The organism is Marinomonas sp. ATLA20 (genome assembly GCF_057180105.1).
In genome coordinates this window covers 324,875-342,598 of sequence record NZ_JBXUKU010000004.1, presented here as the reverse complement: position 1 = coordinate 342,598, position 17,724 = coordinate 324,875, and the positions used below count along the sequence as shown (strand labels likewise).

General features: G+C 43.1%; 16 protein-coding genes. 7 read left to right on the top strand and 9 right to left on the bottom strand.

Annotated elements, in window-relative coordinates; all coding sequences use genetic code 11:
* The first annotated feature begins 75 nt into the window (after window positions 1-75).
* Together nrdB and yfaE are read left to right on the top strand one after the other, a co-directional pair.
* Window positions 76-1,209, top strand: coding sequence for a class Ia ribonucleoside-diphosphate reductase subunit beta (gene nrdB, locus AC2A4J_RS09520; RefSeq protein ID WP_484175825.1), 1,134 nt, complete (start codon window positions 76-78; stop codon window positions 1,207-1,209).
* Window positions 1,193-1,489 (top strand): class I ribonucleotide reductase maintenance protein YfaE, encoded by a 297-nt coding sequence (gene yfaE / locus AC2A4J_RS09515; protein WP_484175824.1) that lies wholly within the window; start codon window positions 1,193-1,195, stop codon window positions 1,487-1,489. Before nrdB ends, yfaE begins: the two co-directional genes overlap by 17 nt.
* A 16-nt stretch (window positions 1,490-1,505) precedes the next feature.
* On the opposite strand, the gene AC2A4J_RS09510 is transcribed toward yfaE, so the two are convergent.
* A complete protein-coding gene (locus AC2A4J_RS09510) occupies window positions 1,506-2,111 on the bottom strand; it encodes a CDP-alcohol phosphatidyltransferase family protein (protein ID WP_484175823.1) in 606 nt (201 codons plus the stop codon).
* 85 nt (window positions 2,112-2,196) lie between these two features.
* On the opposite strand from AC2A4J_RS09510, the gene AC2A4J_RS09505 reads away from it, so the two are divergent.
* Window positions 2,197-2,958, top strand: a complete 762-nt coding sequence (locus AC2A4J_RS09505) for an alpha/beta fold hydrolase (RefSeq protein ID WP_484175822.1) — start codon at window positions 2,197-2,199, stop codon at window positions 2,956-2,958.
* Window positions 2,959-2,961: 3 nt separating this feature from the next.
* Here AC2A4J_RS09505 and AC2A4J_RS09500 read toward each other — a convergent pair whose 3' ends face one another.
* From AC2A4J_RS09500 to AC2A4J_RS09490, 3 genes are read right to left on the bottom strand one after another with little or no spacing between them, the layout of a single operon-like run.
* Window positions 2,962-3,864: a hypothetical protein gene (locus AC2A4J_RS09500; protein ID WP_484175821.1), complete on the bottom strand. Its 903-nt coding sequence runs from the start codon at window positions 3,862-3,864 to the stop codon at window positions 2,962-2,964.
* Between the two features lie 17 nt (window positions 3,865-3,881).
* A complete protein-coding gene (locus tag AC2A4J_RS09495) occupies window positions 3,882-5,927 on the bottom strand; it encodes a TonB-dependent receptor plug domain-containing protein (protein WP_484175820.1) in 2,046 nt (681 codons plus the stop codon).
* A gap of 5 nt (window positions 5,928-5,932) precedes the next feature.
* Window positions 5,933-6,799 carry a prephenate dehydratase gene (locus AC2A4J_RS09490; protein WP_484175819.1) on the bottom strand — a complete coding sequence of 289 codons (867 nt, stop codon included), beginning with the start codon at window positions 6,797-6,799 and terminating at the stop codon, window positions 5,933-5,935.
* A 112-nt stretch (window positions 6,800-6,911) separates the two neighbouring features.
* Here AC2A4J_RS09490 and yidD point away from each other — a divergent pair, with 112 nt between their 5' ends.
* Complete coding sequence (gene yidD / locus AC2A4J_RS09485; RefSeq protein WP_255825569.1) at window positions 6,912-7,166, top strand: membrane protein insertion efficiency factor YidD; 255 nt, start codon at window positions 6,912-6,914, stop codon at window positions 7,164-7,166.
* Here yidD and AC2A4J_RS09480 read toward each other — a convergent pair.
* The 4 genes from AC2A4J_RS09480 to AC2A4J_RS09465 form a co-directional block, all read right to left on the bottom strand.
* Window positions 7,163-7,816 (bottom strand): LuxR C-terminal-related transcriptional regulator, encoded by a 654-nt coding sequence (locus AC2A4J_RS09480; RefSeq protein ID WP_484175818.1) that lies wholly within the window; start codon window positions 7,814-7,816, stop codon window positions 7,163-7,165. The two genes, yidD and AC2A4J_RS09480, sit on opposite strands and share 4 nt — an antisense overlap.
* A gap of 27 nt (window positions 7,817-7,843) precedes the next feature.
* A complete protein-coding gene (gene acs / locus AC2A4J_RS09475) occupies window positions 7,844-9,802 on the bottom strand; it encodes an acetate--CoA ligase (RefSeq protein ID WP_255825573.1) in 1,959 nt (652 codons plus the stop codon).
* Window positions 9,803-9,901: 99 nt separating this feature from the next.
* The gene (locus tag AC2A4J_RS09470) at window positions 9,902-10,642 is read right to left on the bottom strand and encodes a class I SAM-dependent methyltransferase (RefSeq protein ID WP_484175817.1); all 741 of its coding nucleotides are present in this window, start codon (window positions 10,640-10,642) and stop codon (window positions 9,902-9,904) included.
* Between the two features lie 77 nt (window positions 10,643-10,719).
* Window positions 10,720-11,352 carry an HAD family hydrolase gene (locus tag AC2A4J_RS09465; protein WP_484175816.1) on the bottom strand — a complete coding sequence of 211 codons (633 nt, stop codon included), beginning with the start codon at window positions 11,350-11,352 and terminating at the stop codon, window positions 10,720-10,722.
* Between the two features lie 280 nt (window positions 11,353-11,632).
* On the opposite strand from AC2A4J_RS09465, the gene AC2A4J_RS09460 reads away from it, so the two are divergent.
* Both AC2A4J_RS09460 and AC2A4J_RS09455 read left to right on the top strand, forming a co-directional pair.
* The gene (locus AC2A4J_RS09460) at window positions 11,633-12,661 is read left to right on the top strand and encodes a TAXI family TRAP transporter solute-binding subunit (RefSeq protein ID WP_255825579.1); all 1,029 of its coding nucleotides are present in this window, start codon (window positions 11,633-11,635) and stop codon (window positions 12,659-12,661) included.
* Window positions 12,662-12,757: 96 nt separating this feature from the next.
* On the top strand, window positions 12,758-14,881 hold the full coding sequence (locus tag AC2A4J_RS09455; RefSeq protein WP_484175815.1) for a TRAP transporter permease: 2,124 nt from the start codon (window positions 12,758-12,760) through the stop codon (window positions 14,879-14,881).
* A gap of 117 nt (window positions 14,882-14,998) precedes the next feature.
* Here AC2A4J_RS09455 and AC2A4J_RS09450 read toward each other — a convergent pair whose 3' ends face one another.
* Window positions 14,999-16,450: a peptidoglycan DD-metalloendopeptidase family protein gene (locus AC2A4J_RS09450; RefSeq protein WP_484175814.1), complete on the bottom strand. Its 1,452-nt coding sequence runs from the start codon at window positions 16,448-16,450 to the stop codon at window positions 14,999-15,001.
* Window positions 16,451-16,874: 424 nt separating this feature from the next.
* On the opposite strand from AC2A4J_RS09450, the gene fdhD reads away from it, so the two are divergent.
* Window positions 16,875-17,717, top strand: coding sequence for a formate dehydrogenase accessory sulfurtransferase FdhD (gene fdhD / locus AC2A4J_RS09445; RefSeq protein ID WP_255825584.1), 843 nt, complete (start codon window positions 16,875-16,877; stop codon window positions 17,715-17,717).
* Window positions 17,718-17,724 lie beyond the last annotated feature (7 nt).

Here is a 17,724-nt window from a genome sequence, read left to right as displayed (position 1 = left end):
AAACCTAAAATCTATTAATAACGAAGGCATTTTCTCACGGAACATGCCCTACGCTTTTGAGGAATACCCTGAAACATGAGTTACTCGACTTTCAACCGCAAGCACTTCGATAGCACAAAAGAACCTATGTTCTTTGGTGAAAATGTCAACGTTGCTCGCTATGATCAGCAAAAGCATCCTATTTTTGAAAAACTAATCGAAAAGCAACTGTCTTTCTTTTGGCGCCCTGAAGAAGTCGACCTATCTACTGATCGCAAAGACTTTCAACGTTTAGAAGAGCACGAACAACACATCTTCTTAAGTAACCTGAAATACCAAACTCTGCTAGACAGCGTACAAGGTCGTTCACCAAACGTTGCTTTATTGCCGATTGTCTCTTTGCCTGAATTAGAAACCTGGATCGAGACGTGGTCTTTCAGTGAAACGATTCACAGCCGCTCCTACACACACATCATTCGTAACATCGTTAACGATCCCACTAAGATTTTTGATGATATTGTGACAAATGAAGAAATAACCAAGCGTGCTGATAGTGTTTCTATCTACTATGACCGCCTAATCGAAATGGTCAATTTGTATAACACCATGGGCATGGGGACCTTTGATATTCCGGGGAAAGGCGAGATTGAAATTTCTATGCCTAAACTTAAAAAGGCCCTTTATCTAACTATTGCTTCCGTCAATGTGTTAGAAGCGATTCGCTTCTATGTAAGCTTTGCTTGTAGCTTCGCCTTTGCTGAACGCACACTAATGGAAGGCAACGCTAAGATCATCAAACTGATCGCTCGCGATGAAGCTTTGCATTTAACAGGCACTCAGCACATGTTGAACCTAATGGCTTCCGGTAGAGATGACCCAGAAATGGCGGTTATTGCTGAAGAATGCCAAAACGAAGTTCGCCAAATCTTCATTGAAGCCGCAGAGCAAGAAAAAGAATGGGCCACCTACCTATTTAAAGACGGCTCAATGATTGGCCTTAACGCTCAAATCTTAGGCCAATATGTGGAATACATTACTAACGTGCGTATGCAAGCCGTTGGGCTTGAAACCTACTTTTCGACGAAGCACAACCCAATTCCTTGGATTAACGCTTGGTTGGTGAGTGACAATGTTCAAGTGGCTCCACAAGAAGCAGAAATCAGCTCTTACCTAGTAGGACAAACAGACAACAGCTTAGACGATTCAGACTTCGATGACTTCGATCTCTGATCCAAAAGCACTCGAAAAGAAAGACCAAGTGCATCGAGTACTGTTAGGGAAAAAACAAATTCTCGTCACTGAAGACGAGCCCTTACTGGTACAACTTGAACGAGCTGGCATTCACGTCGAGTACCAGTGTCGTGAGGGATATTGTTCTTCTTGCTCAATCAAGCTCTTATGGGGAAATGTTATGTACCCATTTGAGCCTCTAGCGTGGGTGCAAAGCGGTTATTTATTAGCTTGCTGTGCCATTGTCAAAAGTGACATTGAAATCGCTTTTTTCGATTAAAGCTTGCGCAGAGAGCTTAAGATAATGTTCGGTAACCTGCATAAATTCGGGTTGCCGTCGTTATCCAACAAATCGTACCGAAAATATACGCCATGACAGCAAAGTAGCTAGGGAACAAACAGATCAATATTAGCAACGCTATGGTTTCTGTTCCTTCCGCTAGACCACCTAAAAAATACAGTGATTTACGACCATACTCTAAACGTTCTATTTTTTGCTTTTCTGCCATAATAGCAAATGCTAAAAAACTGCTCCCTGTTCCCATAAAAGAAAAAATCAAAAAGCTCGCAGCCAGCGCATTCTCCAACGGATTCATCAGAGCAAAACCAAAAATCACAGCCGAATAGAAAATAAAATCTAAGGTGATATCTAAATAGCCCCCCAAATCTGTTGGCCCCTGCACTCTCGCCACAGCACCGTCTAAACCATCCATCACTCTGTTAATGATCACGCACAACAACGCCAATGACGTATTTCCAAAATACAAAGCAGGCAACACCATCATGCCAAAAGCAAAGCCAAATAAGGTAATCCAATTGGCTTTAATGCCCAATTTATCGATCACCACAGCCGTAATCCGCAAAGGGTGTTTCAAGCTCTTTATAAAAAATGTGTCTAACATTCAATCAACTACCTTGATTCTATAGGGACGAAACTTTCCAAGACTTGATACAATGTAGGTATATTTACTTCCACACAAGGTTCCTATGATACACGCAAAGCAATATGGCTCATCAGGCCCAAATCTTATTGTCATACATGGTTTATTTGGTAATGCTGACAACTGGCACTCCATTGCACAAAGCTTGGCTGAACACTTCACTGTGCACTGTATCGATCTTCCTAACCATGGTAAATCAGACAGTATGTCTGAAGCCAGCTATCCAAAAATGGCAGAAGCAATACTCGACTGGGCTGAGCTCAATCAGATCAATACTTTCTACCTTCTCGGGCACTCAATGGGTGGAAAAGTCGCTATGCAGATGGCAGCAAACGCACCTGCGGGAAAAATTGAAAAACTCATCGTGGTTGATATCTCTCCAGTTGATTACCAACCAAGTCATACTCGTATCTTAGAAGGATTAAAGGCTATTGAGAAATCACAGCCAGCCTCAAGAAAAGAAGCCGATGCCCTGCTAAGCACATACGAATCAAATTTAGCAGTCAGACAGTTCTTACTGAAAAACCTAGTGAGAAGTGAACAAGGCTTTACGCTGGAACTCTCCGTAAACAACATAGCGGATAGTTATTCTACCATCTTGAAAAAGCCAGTTATGGAAAATACAGTAGACATACCAACGCTGTTTATCAAAGGCGAGAACTCAGATTATATCGTGGCACAGCACCAAGAAGCGATCATGGCTCTTTTCCCTAATGCTAGCTTTAAAATCATCACAGACGCTGGTCATTGGCTACATGCAGAAAAGCCACTACCCTTCACCAGTCTTGTAAAACGTTTTTTGCAATAAGCACTAACATGCCATTTCCGAACAAAGACCATATTTATCTTTCAAATAAGAGGGGGACGGCAATACGACACCGTGAGATTTGATAAGATAAGGATTAAAACTCACCCGCAACTTGTCAGGGTATACAGCAGGCAAAAGAATCTCTCTTGTCTGCCATACACTAATTTGATTTGCCAATATACCTAGCTTCGTTTCTGTATCAGAATAAACAGCAAATAAAGAACCCGCTCGAACAAAAGCGAAAGACGGCCCAATCATGACCCGTTGCTTATGAAACAGCAACTTTAATACATCCTGAGCTACACGGTTCTTATACAGCTCCGTATCAACCAATGAAAACACCATTATTGAATTTTCTAAAACCAAATTGATGGCCTTCAAAACAGAGAGTCGGTCGCTTTCTGTTTTCATAAACTGGAACTCAAAACCATACTGAGCAGCCTGATCCTGCATTTCTTGCTCATCAACCAAGAGATTATCACTGTAAAGCATGGCCAGCGGTTTACGGTCAAACCAAATCGCTTTTAACAATGCCAATCGTTTATCCAAAGGTGCTCCGGAAAACACGGCTGTATTCGGTATTGAACATTGTGCTTGGGCCTTAAGGTATTCCTCTTTACCGATAAAAATGGCCATAATCGCTCCTTCAGATACAGATGAGCAAACTTGATTAAAGCTATCCACTCCAATTGCCACCATGACATCTCCTTCTTTCAGAGAAGACACATTTTGCATAAATAAGGAACGACGCACTGGTATCAGCAGACTATCTTCAGGCAGTAATTTAGAAAGTTGGAATGATAGAGAACGTACTGAGCTTTCTTCAATATCATGGACAATATAAATCGCTGCAGACACATGCATGGATGTCAGCAGCAAAAAAATAATTGAAAAAATCCTTTTCACTTTTCTATTTATCCAAGCTAGAAAGTGATATTCGTATAAACATAAGCAAATGTATCTTCCGTTATATTATTATGCCTAGAGACAAGTGCGTTATTATCCAAACGCGTTTCTACCCCAAATCCCATGGTTGCTTTTGAGTATCCCCCTAAAGACAATCGATAAGACAACCAAGTATTAAGAAGCTCGTAATCTTTCCCACCTAACTCTTTTCCATACCAGTAATAGCTTTGAATAGCCCAGCGCTCCGCTAACGGAAGACTTCCAAAAAAAGACAACATTACAGGTGTTGTGGCCTTCAAAAGGCTGACGTTGTCTGTTTGAGTATCTTGATATGCGTAAGTGAAACGAGTAATGGCACCAGATCGAAAGCGCCAGTCAAGTTCAAGCTCAAGCCCGTTAATATTAACATCTTCGACCACACCTTCTTCGATAGGTGAATCGGCACTAAAAGCGGTAAATAATTTGTTACTTAACACCATATCTTGAACTTCATCATGATAGACCTTCAAATCCAATGAGAGTCCATGACTTGGCCAATATTGATAGTAGCCAACTTCATAAGAAGTGATTTTTTCCTCTTCTTCACCATTCACCGCGTAAGTTGTGTAGGACTCCTCTCCATTCGACAACACATAATGCCATTTGAAGTATTGATCTGACAAATCGGGCGTTCTCACCGCTTTGGAAACATTAAATCTAACCGACTCCTGTTCAGATAGTTTATACGTCATACCAAGCTTAGGAGATAAAAATTCACCTCCCATTTCACTACGCTCGAACATTGCTCCCGCATTAACGACCCAAAGATCGCTCGCTCGATACTCCATATTCGAGGAAAGACGAAACACTTCATCACTCGCTGTTCCTGACAAGAAACTCTCGGATTCTGCTTCGTCCCAACGATAGCCTATCGCAGAAATTAACCTAAGTTTTTTAGATGTCTCCCACGTGCTCTGAAGTTCAATATCGTGACGCGTTTCTAAAAGGTCAATCAAGTATGAAACATCAGTATCACCGACAGCTGGTGTCACATCAAAAGCAGAACTGTAAAAAGCACCACTCAACCGCGCTTCATGATATTCACTTAAGTCAGATTGATCATAGTAATACTGAACTTTAAGCTCATGCGTTGGTGAAACTTGCTTACTATAACTGAACTTGATGTGCTCACGATCGACCAAGCGCATAGGATTATTTGTATCGTACGACCCCGTTGAAGAATTTGATTCATATTCAGTTGGATCCACTTTATCTCTTAAACTGCTCGCCCCAATATCTAAATCAAAAAAACTGTTCGACGTTTCTTTTTGAATGAAAACATTTCCCATCGTTGAACGATGGCCATCGTGCCTGTCTTCACCGTAGTAATCTTTATCAAAACCATGCACAGCATTTGTTGAAGCAGATGCACGATAACTCCAATCCCCATTTAAGCCACTATGCTGCCCATATAAACGATAATCTCCACGAGAGCCAGAATACGCAGTAATACTATCACCCAGAGTCTCTAAAGGAGATCGGGTGATAATATTCACTACAGCAAAATACGAGTTAATACCGTAACTGGCAGCATTTGGTCCGCGGTTAACCTCCACACGAGCAACATCTTCAATACTAAGCGGCAAAGTCGCCCATTCAACACGTGCTAGCCCAACGCTATAAACAGAGCGCCCATTAACCAAGACTTGAATTCGGCGATATTGGTCTAACTGAGTACCGTGGTATGAGGCTTCTTTTTGACTGGATGATTTATAAGGTGCAACAGAAAAACCGGGGACAAACTGCAAGAGGTCCTCCACGTATTGCATATTAATACGTCGAATGAACTCACCATCCAATACCGATAAAGTAGAAGACACATCCACTCTAGGTTGAGACATTTTAGACGGAGTTACCACCACAGGAATATGATCAAAAAAACCATCATATGCACTCATATCGGAAAAGCTGCCACCAGCAGTGTTTTCATACAAGGCATCACCCCTGAAAGAGGAATCATCCATTTCTGCCCAAGTACTCATACTAAAAGGCAGACATAAACTAACACATAACCAACGAGTCATCATTGTCACTTCAACCTATAATCATCCGCCAAATAGGTTCCTAATATCCGCACTTCTTCAGAGAAGAAACGCAACTCTTCAAGTGCCGCTTGCATAGAAGATGATTGAAAGTGCGCCTCAACGTCTACATAGAACTGAGTCGCGGTGAAATTACCATTCACCATATAACTTTCTAACTTCAGCATATTAATACCTTGTGTCGCAAAACCGCCCATCGCTTTATACAGTGCAGCAGGGATATTTCGCACGCGAAACATAAAAGAAGTGATATAGGTTTTACCGTCTTCATAAACGGGCATTTTTTGCTGACGGGAGAAGACCAAAAACCGTGTTGTATTGCCTACCGTATCATTGAAAAAAGTTTTTAATACATTTAGACCATACAATTCTGCCGCCAACTCAGACGAAATAACCGCCAAGCCGGGTTCATCGAACTCAGCAATATGCTTAGCCGCGCCAGCCGTGTCATACATAGCCTGACTCTTCGCCCCTAACGCCTTGATATTGGCATCACATTGCGCCAATGCCTGAGGGTGACTACCAATTCGTGTAATTTGATCCAGTGTCATCGAGTGACGGGCAATCAGACAATGATTGACAGGCTCAAAATGCTCTTTCACCACATACAGCTGGGTACGCTTTAGTTCTCGATATATTTCTTCCACTCGACCAGCGGTGGAATTTTCTACTGGAATCATTGCGTAGTAAGCATCGCCTCGCTCCACCATCTGCAAAGCATCAACAAAGCTCGCACAGTGAATACTGGTCCAATCTGGGAAGGTATGTTTGCAAGCAAGATGAGAGTAAGCCCCAGGCTCGCCTTGATAAGCAACAACCTGCATTGCATCAAGAGTAAGATGTTGATCTGGCATAGTAGAATCGATTCTGTGATATATTTCCGCTACAGTAACAAATAGACGCTACCATTTACACAAAAATGACACACTTCCCCCCCATCAAACTCTTCACTAAAGTAAGCGGCTCATGAAAAGATTCTTCATATTATTAGTAAAAGGCTATCAGTTTTTAATCAGTCCATTATTGGGGAATAACTGCCGCTTTTATCCTAGCTGTTCACAGTATATGATCCAAGCCATTGAACGCTTTGGAATTTTTAAGGGAGTGTGGCTTGGCTTGAGAAGATTGTCTAAATGTCATCCATGGCACGAAGGTGGCATGGATCCAGTTCCAGACTCATGCCACTGCAAAAGCGAGAAAACAGAAAAAGACAAGAATTAGCTTTGTGTCGCGCTCATTTGCAACTTCAAATCACTCGCAACTAAGACCGCCTGAGTTCTATTATTAATCTCCAATTTACGGAAAATCGCTGTAATATGAGCCTTTACCGTTGCTTCAGAAATAGACAATTCATAAGCAATTTGTTTATTCAACAGACCTTCATGCAGATAGCACAAGACCTTATATTGCTGGGGCGTTAACTCAGTGACTTTATGCTGCATTGATAAATCAGGCTTAGGTTGCTTGGCAACCTCTTCCCTAAGTCCATCAGGTAGCCAAATATCACCAGCCAAAATCGCATGAATGGCTTGCACATAAGTAGCGGGCTCACTCGTTTTAGGAATAAACCCCAAAGCGCCAGCATCAATCACCTTGGCAACCATGGTGGTGTCTTCGCTACCAGAAATAACGGCTACGGGCACATCAGGAAAGTCTTTACGAATTCGTATGAGCCCATATAAATCACCGCTTCCCGGCATATTCAAGTCCAGCAGCAGCAAATCAAGATCATTTAGGCTATCCAAACACTGCAACGTCGAATCCAAATCATGGGATTCGACTATGGTAATACCCTCAATTTCTGACCGTAGTGCGCCACATAGCGCACTACGGAACAAGGGATGATCATCCGCGATAACAAGTGAAATCACTGTGTATCCTTTTAAATGTGTAAACCGTCACACATTTAAACGGTTTTCAATTAAATCATCAACCACACTTGGATCAGCTAATGTACTTGTATCACCTAATTGATCATGTTCATTCGCAGCAATTTTTCTCAAAATTCGGCGCATGATCTTACCAGATCTAGTTTTCGGTAGCCCTTTGCTGGCCCACTGAATAAGGTCTGGTGTCGCAATGGGCCCAATCTCTTGTCGAACAAACTGCTTCAATGACTTAGTCAGCTCTTCATCTGGCGTCACACCAGCGACAGCACTAACATAAACATAAATGCCTTGCCCTTTAATATCATGAGGGTAGCCAACAATAGCGGCCTCAGCGACGGAAGGATGAGCAACTAACGCACTTTCAATTTCAGCGGTCCCTAGACGATGCCCTGATACGTTCAATACATCGTCCATACGGCCAGTGATCCAATAATGACCATCTTCATCGCGAGAAGCACCGTCACCAGTGAAATACATACCCTCGAAAGTACTGAAGTAAGTTTGCTCGAAACGCTCATGGTCGCCATACACGGTACGCGCCTGACCAGGCCAAGAATCGGTAATAACCAAACCACCTTCAACCAACACACCTTGCTCTTCTTGCAAGACACCTTGCGCATCAACCAAGGCAGGCTGCACACCGAACAAAGGACCAGTACATGACCCAGGCTTAACATCACCTTGAACAATACGAGGTGACATCATCATGCCGCCAGTTTCTGTTTGCCACCAAGTGTCAACAATAGGACAAGAGGCATTACCAATTTCGTTGTAATACCAAGACCACGCTTCAGGGTTAATTGGTTCACCGACACTACCCAACACTCGTAAAGAATCACGTTTGCTGGAGCGAGTCGCTTCATCACCTTTCGCCATCAAAGCACGAATTGCCGTTGGTGCAGTATATAAAAGAGTCACGCCAAATTTGTCTACCACGCGACCGATACGACCAGAATCTGGATAGGTTGGAACACCCTCAAATAAGATGCTGGTTGCGCCATTGGCAAGTGGCCCATAAACCATATAACTGTGACCTGTGATCCACCCTACATCGGCAGCACACCAATAAATATCGTCTGGCTTAAGGTCAAATACCAACTCATGAGTTAACGAGGCATAGACTAAATAACCGCCTGTTGTGTGGACAACGCCTTTTGGCTTACCCGTTGAACCTGAAGTATAGAGAATAAACAGCGGGTCTTCGGCATTCATGGGCTCAGCTGGACATTCAGTGCTTTCGTTTTCTACTTCAGCCGCCCAATCCAAATCACGACCCTCAAACCAAGGTACATCTTTTTGGGTATAGCGATAAACCACAACACCTTCAACCGACGGACAAGCATTCTTGTCTAGGGCCATGTCGACATTATGTTTAAGGGGAATAGTATTACCTGCGCGACGGCCTTCGTCTGCGGTAATAACGAGCTTCACTCCACAATCATTTAATCGATCAGCGATCGCGTTGGCAGAAAAACCACCAAAAATAACAGAGTGAATAGCACCGATTCGAGCACACGCCAACATGGCATAGGCTGCTTGGGGGATCATTGGCATATATATAGCGACACGATCGCCTTTACTAACGCCTTGGCGCTTCAATAGATTGGCTAAACGCCCGACTTCATCATGCAATGTCTGATAGGTAATTGCGGTTTTTTCATCACTTTCTTGGTCGCCTTCACAGTAGTAAGCGACTTTATTTGCGGCGTGGGCTAAATGGCGGTCAATGCAGTTGTAAGCTACATTCAGCTCACCGTCTTCAAACCACTTAATGTCAACTTCACCGCGTTTGAAAGAGGTATTTTTAACCTTTGTATATGGTGTAAACCAATCTAAACGCTGACCTTCTTTGCCCCAAAATTCGTCTGGGTTTTCAATCGATTCTTGATAGCGTTTTTCAAATTCTGCTTGACTCACATTGGCATTTTTTGCCGCCTCATTTGAGGTTGCGCTATATAATGACTTCATAACCCGCTCCATTGTTAAATTTTTTATTCGGATGCTGAACTACTATAACCTGCCAGAGGTTCCAATCTATTCCACTTTAGTCTTATTGCAAAAGCGGACCTAAGCGAAACGCCCCGCCTTAACAAAGAATGGCAAGCGTATTTCTTGTTTCTTTGTTGGCTCAGACCAAGCGTCACGAATAATAGGTGAAGCATTTACTAAAAAGTCATCACCTTCTTCCTGAATGCGCAATTGAGACGCAGACCAAGTCCGAATAAAGTCCAGCGTTTGCGTAACAGACCAGTGACAGTTCAGCTCAAAAGCTGGAACCTCTATTAATTCAAAAGGAAATTTAATATCACGATATTGATTCCACAACAAACGGCTTTCAGCAGGCCAATAGGTTTCAAGGTGCGGCAAGACATTCTCTGCAATCGCCTTATCTTCTGCTTCACCAACCTGCAGCCAGTTGTAACCCCAGCAAACAAACATTCCGCCGGGTTTTAATACGCGCTTGAGCTCAGCCCAAAACGCATCTAAATCAAACCAATGTAGTGCATGGGCAACACACACCACATCGAAATAATCATCGGGATAAAGCGTCTTCTCAGCGGGAAAAACCTGATAATTCACCTTGCGGTGCGGTGTCGCTGCGGTGACCTGAGACTCACTAATATCAGACGCCTCTACGCGATCAAAATACGCAGCAAGATCTACCGACGCTTGGCCTGTGCCACATGCACAATCCCATACAGTACTTGATGCTGGTACTTGCTGTGATAACCAATAATAAAGCTCAGCCGGATACATGGGCCGAGTCCGCGAATAACTTGTAGAAGATTGCCCATCAAAAGTACGCATAGAAACCTCTAGACCAAATAGCATTTACACCTCTACAGCTTAATTTAAGGCTTCAAGCAATTCTATTGCCGCTTATCTCAAGCAATAATCTCGCCGGACAACACCCCATGTTGATGAAGCACTAGACGCGCCTCCTTTATTCCTTTAACCCGAAACGCTTTCATACCTAATGCATTCGCTGTATCAATGTTTATCTGATTATCATCAATGAAAAGTATCTGCTCAGGCGCCACTTGTAAATGTCGTATCACATACTGATAAATCGCCTCATCCGGCTTTACAAACCCCACCATATGAGAAGCATAATAACTGTGAAATTTACCAGCCAGTCCCATTTCACCCATTAAACGTGGCCAATGCGCCGCATTAGTATTGGATAAAATAGCACGATGATATTGAGGTTTCACAGCGTCAACTAATTCAAGCGCGCCGTCAAATAATCCTCTTGGCCATGCTTTAAAAGACGCTTTAAATATTTCCTTATCAATACTACTGCCAACCTCTTTTAATAAGCTATCAGCAAATTGGTCAAAAGTGATTTTACCTGAATCAAAGGCAGCGACGGTTGGAGATCTTAACCACTTCAACCAAACCTCAGACTCCTCACCTTGCGTATTCAACATAGCATGCATTTCAGAAACATCACCTAAGTCGACTAAGACATTTCCCAAATCAAACAATACAACCTGAATATTATGATCTTGTTTCATTATTCTCTCGCTCTAAGTCCATCGGCAATATTTTGCTCATGATATAAAACGCCATGACACAAAATAGCATGTTTGTAAGGGGTTTTACTCGCTTACATCGTAAGCAATTTATTGCCGACAGTGAAACGTCAACCATAAGCAATAAATAGCGCATATGTGTATATTAAAACAAAGGAAATACTAAGGATAAAATAAAACACCTATAAATCAATAAGATATATATTTGGCATGATAATCGCTATAGAGTATGTCAACACCCCATCAATAGGAGAAAAATAATATGAAATTGGGCTTTGTTACTAAAACGATTCTTACCAGCGCAACAGCGGCTGCTATTGCGTTATCTGCATCTGGTGTATCCGCTGCAGACAACCGCAACTATATCTTAGCGACAGCATCGACAGGGGGAACTTATTACCCAGTGGGTGTCGCTATCGCCACCTTAAGTAAAGTAAAACTAGAGCCTAAATTTGGCTTATCAGTTTCTGCCATTAGTTCAGCAGGTTCCGGTGAGAACATCAAACTTCTGCGTGAAAACCAAGCACAATTTGCCATCTTACAAGGTCTTTATGGTGCTTGGGCTTGGGACGGTGAAGGCCCATTTGAAAGCTCAGGCAAACAGACTGAATTACGTTCAGTTTCCATGCTTTGGCAGAACGTAGAGCATTTTGTGCTAAAAACTGACCTAACCAAAACCGGCACTATGTCAGATTTAAAAGCTCTTGAAGGAACCAATAATAAGTTTTCCATTGGTACTAAAAATTCTGGAACGGAAGGCTCTGGTCGTCAGCAGCTTAAAGGTCTGAATATTGACCCAGATAAGTTCGCTCTTGCTTACATGGGCTACGGTGCAAGTGCTGATGCAATGCAAAACGGTAATATCGATGGCATGAACACACCTGCAGGTGTTCCAGTCAGTGCTGTAACAAGACTGTATGCCTCCATGGGCGACAAGGTCAAAGTATTAGATTTCACGGACGAGCAAATCAAAGAAGCAAACGGTAACTACGAATTGTGGACTCGCTATGTCATTCCGGCCAATACCTACCCAGGTCAAACGAAAGACATCAATACGGTTGCTCAACCAAATTTCTTGGCAACTCGCGCCGACTTATCAGATGACGATGTCTACGAACTCACCAAGTCACTTTATGAGAACTTAGGGTATTTAAGCGCTATTCATAAAGCGACATCCGTTATGTCAATTGAGAAAGCCATCGCTGGCCTTCCAGTGCCATTGCATCCTGGTGCGGCTCGTTATTATCGTGAACGCGGTATTAACATCCCAGCTCGTCTAATCACTCAATAACAAGGTTCCATCTCGTTCTAGCGCCGTACCTAAGTACGGCGCGCTTTTTACCTCTTTGCACGACCCGCTTTTTGCACACACAAAGGTAGCCTGTCTATGACTGCTTCATCGCAACCAACAGAACCTCAAGACGTCAATCTTGAAGATTTCGAAACCAAACACCGCTCTGGCCCTTGGCTAAACCGTTTTGTATTCACACTGTCAGTTTTCTTAGCTGTTGCCCATATTTACATCAACACAATCGCAACGCTGCCAGAACTCTGGGTCTCTGCTTTTCATTTTGCAGGCTTCGGTACCCTATGTGCCTTACTGATTCCAGCGCACCCTAAATGGCAAGACAGCAAGGTAGCCCTATTTTTTGATGGCGCTATTGTGCTCGCGCTCATAGGAATGGTGCTTTACATTGTATTTTTTGAAGACGCCCTTTACGCCCGAGGTGTTACCTTCAATACCTCAGATTGGATTGTCTCAAGTGTCGCGGTTTTACTGTCCCTCGAACTTATTCGTCGCACCAGCGGCTGGTTTATCCCTTTTTTGATCATCGTCGCACTAACTTATGTGGTGCTATGGGGAAGTTGGCTGGGAGGAATGTTTAACTTTCCTGGACTCAGTTTAGAAACCTTGTTGTATCGTAGCTTTTTTAGCACCGACGGTATGTTCGGTTCCATCTCCCGTATTTCATGGAGCTTTGTCTTCATGTTCATTTTATTTGGTGCATTTCTAGTCAAGTCCGGTGCGGGCGACTTTATCATTGACCTATCTCGATCTCTTGCTAGCAAAATGATCGGTGGCCCTGGTTTTGTCGCGGTATTAGGCTCTGGTTTGATGGGCTCTGTTTCTGGCTCATCAGTGGCGAACACGGTATCCACTGGTGTCATCACTATTCCATTGATGCGCAGAGCTGGCTTTCCAGCACGATTTGCCGCAGGTGTGGAAGCGGCCGCGTCTACCGGTGGGCAATTGATGCCACCAGTAATGGGCGCTGGGGCGTTCATTATGGCTTCTTATACACAAGTGTCGTACGTCACTATTATCAGTGTTGCCGCGATTCCAGCGTTATTGTATTTCCTTTCTGTTGGATTTTTCGTGCGTGTCGAAGCAAAACGAAGCAAAGTCATCGCCACAGAAAGTGATGATGCCGTCAAAATTTCACAAGTACTTAAAGATGGCTGGCATCATATTGTGCCGCTTGGCGTTTTAGTTACCTTGTTAGTACAGGGTTTTACACCGACCTACGCCGCTGGCATCAGTATTTTGGCCGTTATTGCTGCCTCTTTCCTGTCTAGTAAGCATAGAATGGGACCTGCTGCCGTGATCGATGCCATGGCTCAAGGCGCGAAAAACATGTCTACTACCGCCGTTCTACTGGTTGGTATCGGCTTGGTAGTTAACGTAATTAGTACCACAGGCGTTGGGAATACTTTCTCTTTATTAATTACCAATTGGGCTGGTGGCAGCCTGTTCTTCACCATTATTTTAGTCGCCATCGCGTCTTTGATTTTGGGTATGGGCTTACCTGTAACCGCGTCTTACATTGTATTAGGGACATTATCTGCACCAGCCCTATTTAACCTTATCGCTGAAAGCCAACTATTAGACATGATGTCGGCCGGCAATTTACCTGAAGCCGCCAGCGCTGTCTTCATGCTGGTTGACCCTTCCGCTATTGCAGCATTAGCGCAAGGCATGCCAATGGAGCAAGCTCAAGCCCTATTAGCGCAAGTTCCTAACGACTTCAAAAGCATGTTAATGGATCAAGCATTGGGGGCTCAAAGTGTGGCGATGATTCTCGTCACAGCCCACATGATTATCTTTTGGCTTTCCCAAGACAGTAACGTCACGCCTCCGGTTTGCTTAACCGCGTTCGCAGCTGCTGCCATAGCCAAAACGCCGCCAATGCGAACAGGTCTAACCGCGTGGAAACTGGCTAAAGGCCTTTATATTGTTCCTCTGTTAATGGCTTATACGCCATTAATTGGCGGTGATACAGAAACACTTCTGCGATTGACTGTCTTTGCTATATTTGGCATGTATGCACTCGTTGGGGCAATGGAAGGTTACTTAGAAGATAAACTGTCGATCTTTGCTCGAATGATTGCCTTAGTTGCTTCTGTGATGATGCTGTGGCCACATCTGGCGCTTTGGATTAATTGTCTTGGCTTAGCCATTTTTTTGGTGCTTTTCGTGATCGGTAACAAATCGTACAAGAAAAACATGTAAGCGCTGTATTCACACAACATTAAAGTATCTAAAGATAAAAAATAGCCAACAAAAAAGGCGTCTCTTCTTCAGAAAAGACGCCTTTTTCTATTGCGTTATGCAGCTTAAAATCGAAGTTTAATTTGCAACAGCATCTAATGTTGACTGCGAATCTGCCATAGAACCGAGCTGAGCATCCGTGGCATTTTGGTCTTCTACCTGATTCCCCATCATCATATTCAACAAACGCTTAACATTGTTAGAATATTCTTTTTTATCACTCTTAGGGATGGACTGAGTCGTCGGAATTTCTGCGGTCATTGGATTCACGGGACGACCTCTTATATGTAGCTCATAGTGCAAATGAGCACCCGTTGTACGTCCAGTATTACCAGACAACGCAATGACTTGACCACGCTTAACCTTCTGGCCTTTTTTCACCAATATCTTACTTAAATGTAAAAAGCGCGAACCATATGGGCCCGTATAATCAATTACAACGTACTTGCCTGCGTATTTATGCGAAGCAACACGAGTCACCACACCATCACCCGTTGCCAGCACTTCCGTTCCCGAAGGCGTCGCCAAATCAACACCATTATGTGGCGCTGGATGACCTGTAATAGGATGTAGACGATTCGCATTAAAGGGTGAGCTAATTCGATATTTCTTATGCGTTGGCCAGCGCAATAAAGCCGGCGTTAAACTATTTCCATCTTGGTCATAAAAACGACCATCTGAATGTAGAAATGCACGATAGGTTTCACCTTTTACTGTGATTTCCAAGGCTTCTAACTGGCTGTCACCTACTTTTACACCATCAATGCTGCCACTCTTAATGACGAAGTCAAACGCATCATTGGCACGCAGGTCTTTACGAAAATTCACCCGACCTTTCAGCAAATCATTAATAATTAAAATTTGCGTATCAGATAAGCCAGCTTTTTTTGCTGAAAGATAAAAGTTTCCAACAATTTTACTGTGTACTGCTTTCTGAGTATAAGTAATGGGTTTGATGCTCTCTTGGTAGCTAAAACCACCGCCATCATGCTGAACATAAGACACACTTTTACTGATATCTATGCGTCGAGTAATTTCAAGTAAGTCACCGTCCTCATCCAACTTAAAGGTGAACTTATCATCAGGTAACAATGGCTCAAGCACCAAGTATTCTTGGTCGGCCTCCAATACTGAGTATAAGGCCTCTCTAGATAATCCCAAACGAGCAAAAATACGAGCCAGTGTATCGCCGGGTTTAATAACATATTCTATCGAGGGGATAACAGGCGGTACTTTCTCCACATTTTGCAGAGGATCCATCGTAACCAGAGAATCATAATTATTATCTTCATCTGTGTTCGAGCTGCTTTGGGGGAAAATGACATTATCGTTATTACTGATCTTAGACGTATGCCCCTTACCCGTTATGATGTCTGTAACACTCGGAAGTGTATATTCATTAAGGTCATTAGCTGGAGATACAAGAGACTTATAAACGAAAGAAAGTACAATAAATACTATAAAAATAATGGATAACCAAGCTCGTGGGCCAGAAAGAGCCCAACGCGAGAGGTGTTTGATAAACTGCATAAATAAAAAACTCATTAAACAAAAGTGGCTCACGGAGAACCTGACTATGTACTGATCTTTTGACCGTACACGTTCTCAATATATGACAAAAACAGAACCACACTTTGTAGCATGCACTTTTTCCTTGCCACTGTTGGAGTGCAAATAATCACAGTCCATACCCTTTTACCCCATAGTTTTACAAAACCCAGACGGATAAAAGTATTCGAAGCTTAAATTTTCGGGGTAGGATACGGTATTTTAACGGCTAAAGAAATACTTCCCGCCTTTGAAAACCTGCCGTATATTGCTGCTTTATTAAACAAACAATATTTATTCAATATTCATGTCGTTTTCATCCTCTTTCTTAGCGCAAAAGCATTGGACGCTCTTGGCCACTGTCCGTACTATGAGTACATCTTTTTAATTAACCGATCTCAACATCATGCAGCATTCGCCGATTTCTTTTACTAGCCACAGGCGCCAAAAATTTGGCCGTTGCGATACGTTACAGATAGACTCGACGCAACAACAGGCATCATTCGAATCAGCAGAACTTGTTGAAGAAGTTCCGTTAGCACTTAGTATCAACGACATTTCTTATGCCGTCATGATGGTAACACCTGTCAATTTAGAGGCCTTTGTCGTCGGCTTTGCTCGCAGTGAGGGGATTATTGAACATATTAATGATATCCGAGACATTGATGTCCAGCTTTCTCAAACGCACCCAGACATCGAAAGTGTTGCAATCAATTTAGAGCTAAGCCCACGTCGATTTTCACAATTCAAACAAAGAAGACAAACACATCTTGGCGCAACAGGGTGTGGTTTGTGTGGTATAGAATCATTAACCCAAGCCATTCCAGTACTACCAAGGCTTCAAGCAAGCCAAGCGATAAAAGAAACAGACTTGCTGACATTAAGAAGCCGTTTATCTGAATTCCAAGCATTGGGCAATAAAACAGGGGCGGTTCATGCCGCTTTATTGATTTCACCGCAAGGCGAACCCATTGTTTGCATGGAAGACATAGGTCGGCATAATGCCCTAGATAAAATAATCGGCTATGCACTACAGCAAGATATAAACTTACATAACTACAGTGTTTTGATGTCAAGCCGATGCAGTACGGAACTGGTCCAGAAAGCGGTGAGGGTTGGGCTTTCTAGATTAATCCATTTGGCATCACCAAGTACTCTAGCCGTCAAGCTCGCTCAGCATTATGGGCTCACATTAATTCATTTACCCAAGCACGATACACCGCGAGTGTTCGCCTTTTCGAGCAAATAACGGCATA

Bases quoted from the DNA above. Each gene is read 5' to 3' on its own strand.
- nrdB (WP_484175825.1), top strand. From the start codon at position 76: ATGAGTTACTCGACTTTCAACCGCAAGCACTTCGATAGCACAAAAGAA.
- yfaE (WP_484175824.1), top strand. From the start codon at position 1,193: ATGACTTCGATCTCTGATCCAAAAGCACTCGAAAAGAAAGACCAAGTG.
- AC2A4J_RS09510 (WP_484175823.1), bottom strand. From the start codon at position 2,111: ATGTTAGACACATTTTTTATAAAGAGCTTGAAACACCCTTTGCGGATT.
- AC2A4J_RS09505 (WP_484175822.1), top strand. From the start codon at position 2,197: ATGATACACGCAAAGCAATATGGCTCATCAGGCCCAAATCTTATTGTC.
- AC2A4J_RS09495 (WP_484175820.1), bottom strand. From the start codon at position 5,927: ATGACTCGTTGGTTATGTGTTAGTTTATGTCTGCCTTTTAGTATGAGT.
- AC2A4J_RS09490 (WP_484175819.1), bottom strand. From the start codon at position 6,799: ATGCCAGATCAACATCTTACTCTTGATGCAATGCAGGTTGTTGCTTAT.
- yidD (WP_255825569.1), top strand. From the start codon at position 6,912: ATGAAAAGATTCTTCATATTATTAGTAAAAGGCTATCAGTTTTTAATC.
- acs (WP_255825573.1), bottom strand. From the start codon at position 9,802: ATGAAGTCATTATATAGCGCAACCTCAAATGAGGCGGCAAAAAATGCC.
- AC2A4J_RS09470 (WP_484175817.1), bottom strand. From the start codon at position 10,642: ATGCGTACTTTTGATGGGCAATCTTCTACAAGTTATTCGCGGACTCGG.
- AC2A4J_RS09465 (WP_484175816.1), bottom strand. From the start codon at position 11,352: ATGAAACAAGATCATAATATTCAGGTTGTATTGTTTGATTTGGGAAAT.
- AC2A4J_RS09460 (WP_255825579.1), top strand. From the start codon at position 11,633: ATGAAATTGGGCTTTGTTACTAAAACGATTCTTACCAGCGCAACAGCG.
- AC2A4J_RS09455 (WP_484175815.1), top strand. From the start codon at position 12,758: ATGACTGCTTCATCGCAACCAACAGAACCTCAAGACGTCAATCTTGAA.
- AC2A4J_RS09450 (WP_484175814.1), bottom strand. From the start codon at position 16,450: ATGCAGTTTATCAAACACCTCTCGCGTTGGGCTCTTTCTGGCCCACGA.
- fdhD (WP_255825584.1), top strand. From the start codon at position 16,875: ATGCAGCATTCGCCGATTTCTTTTACTAGCCACAGGCGCCAAAAATTT.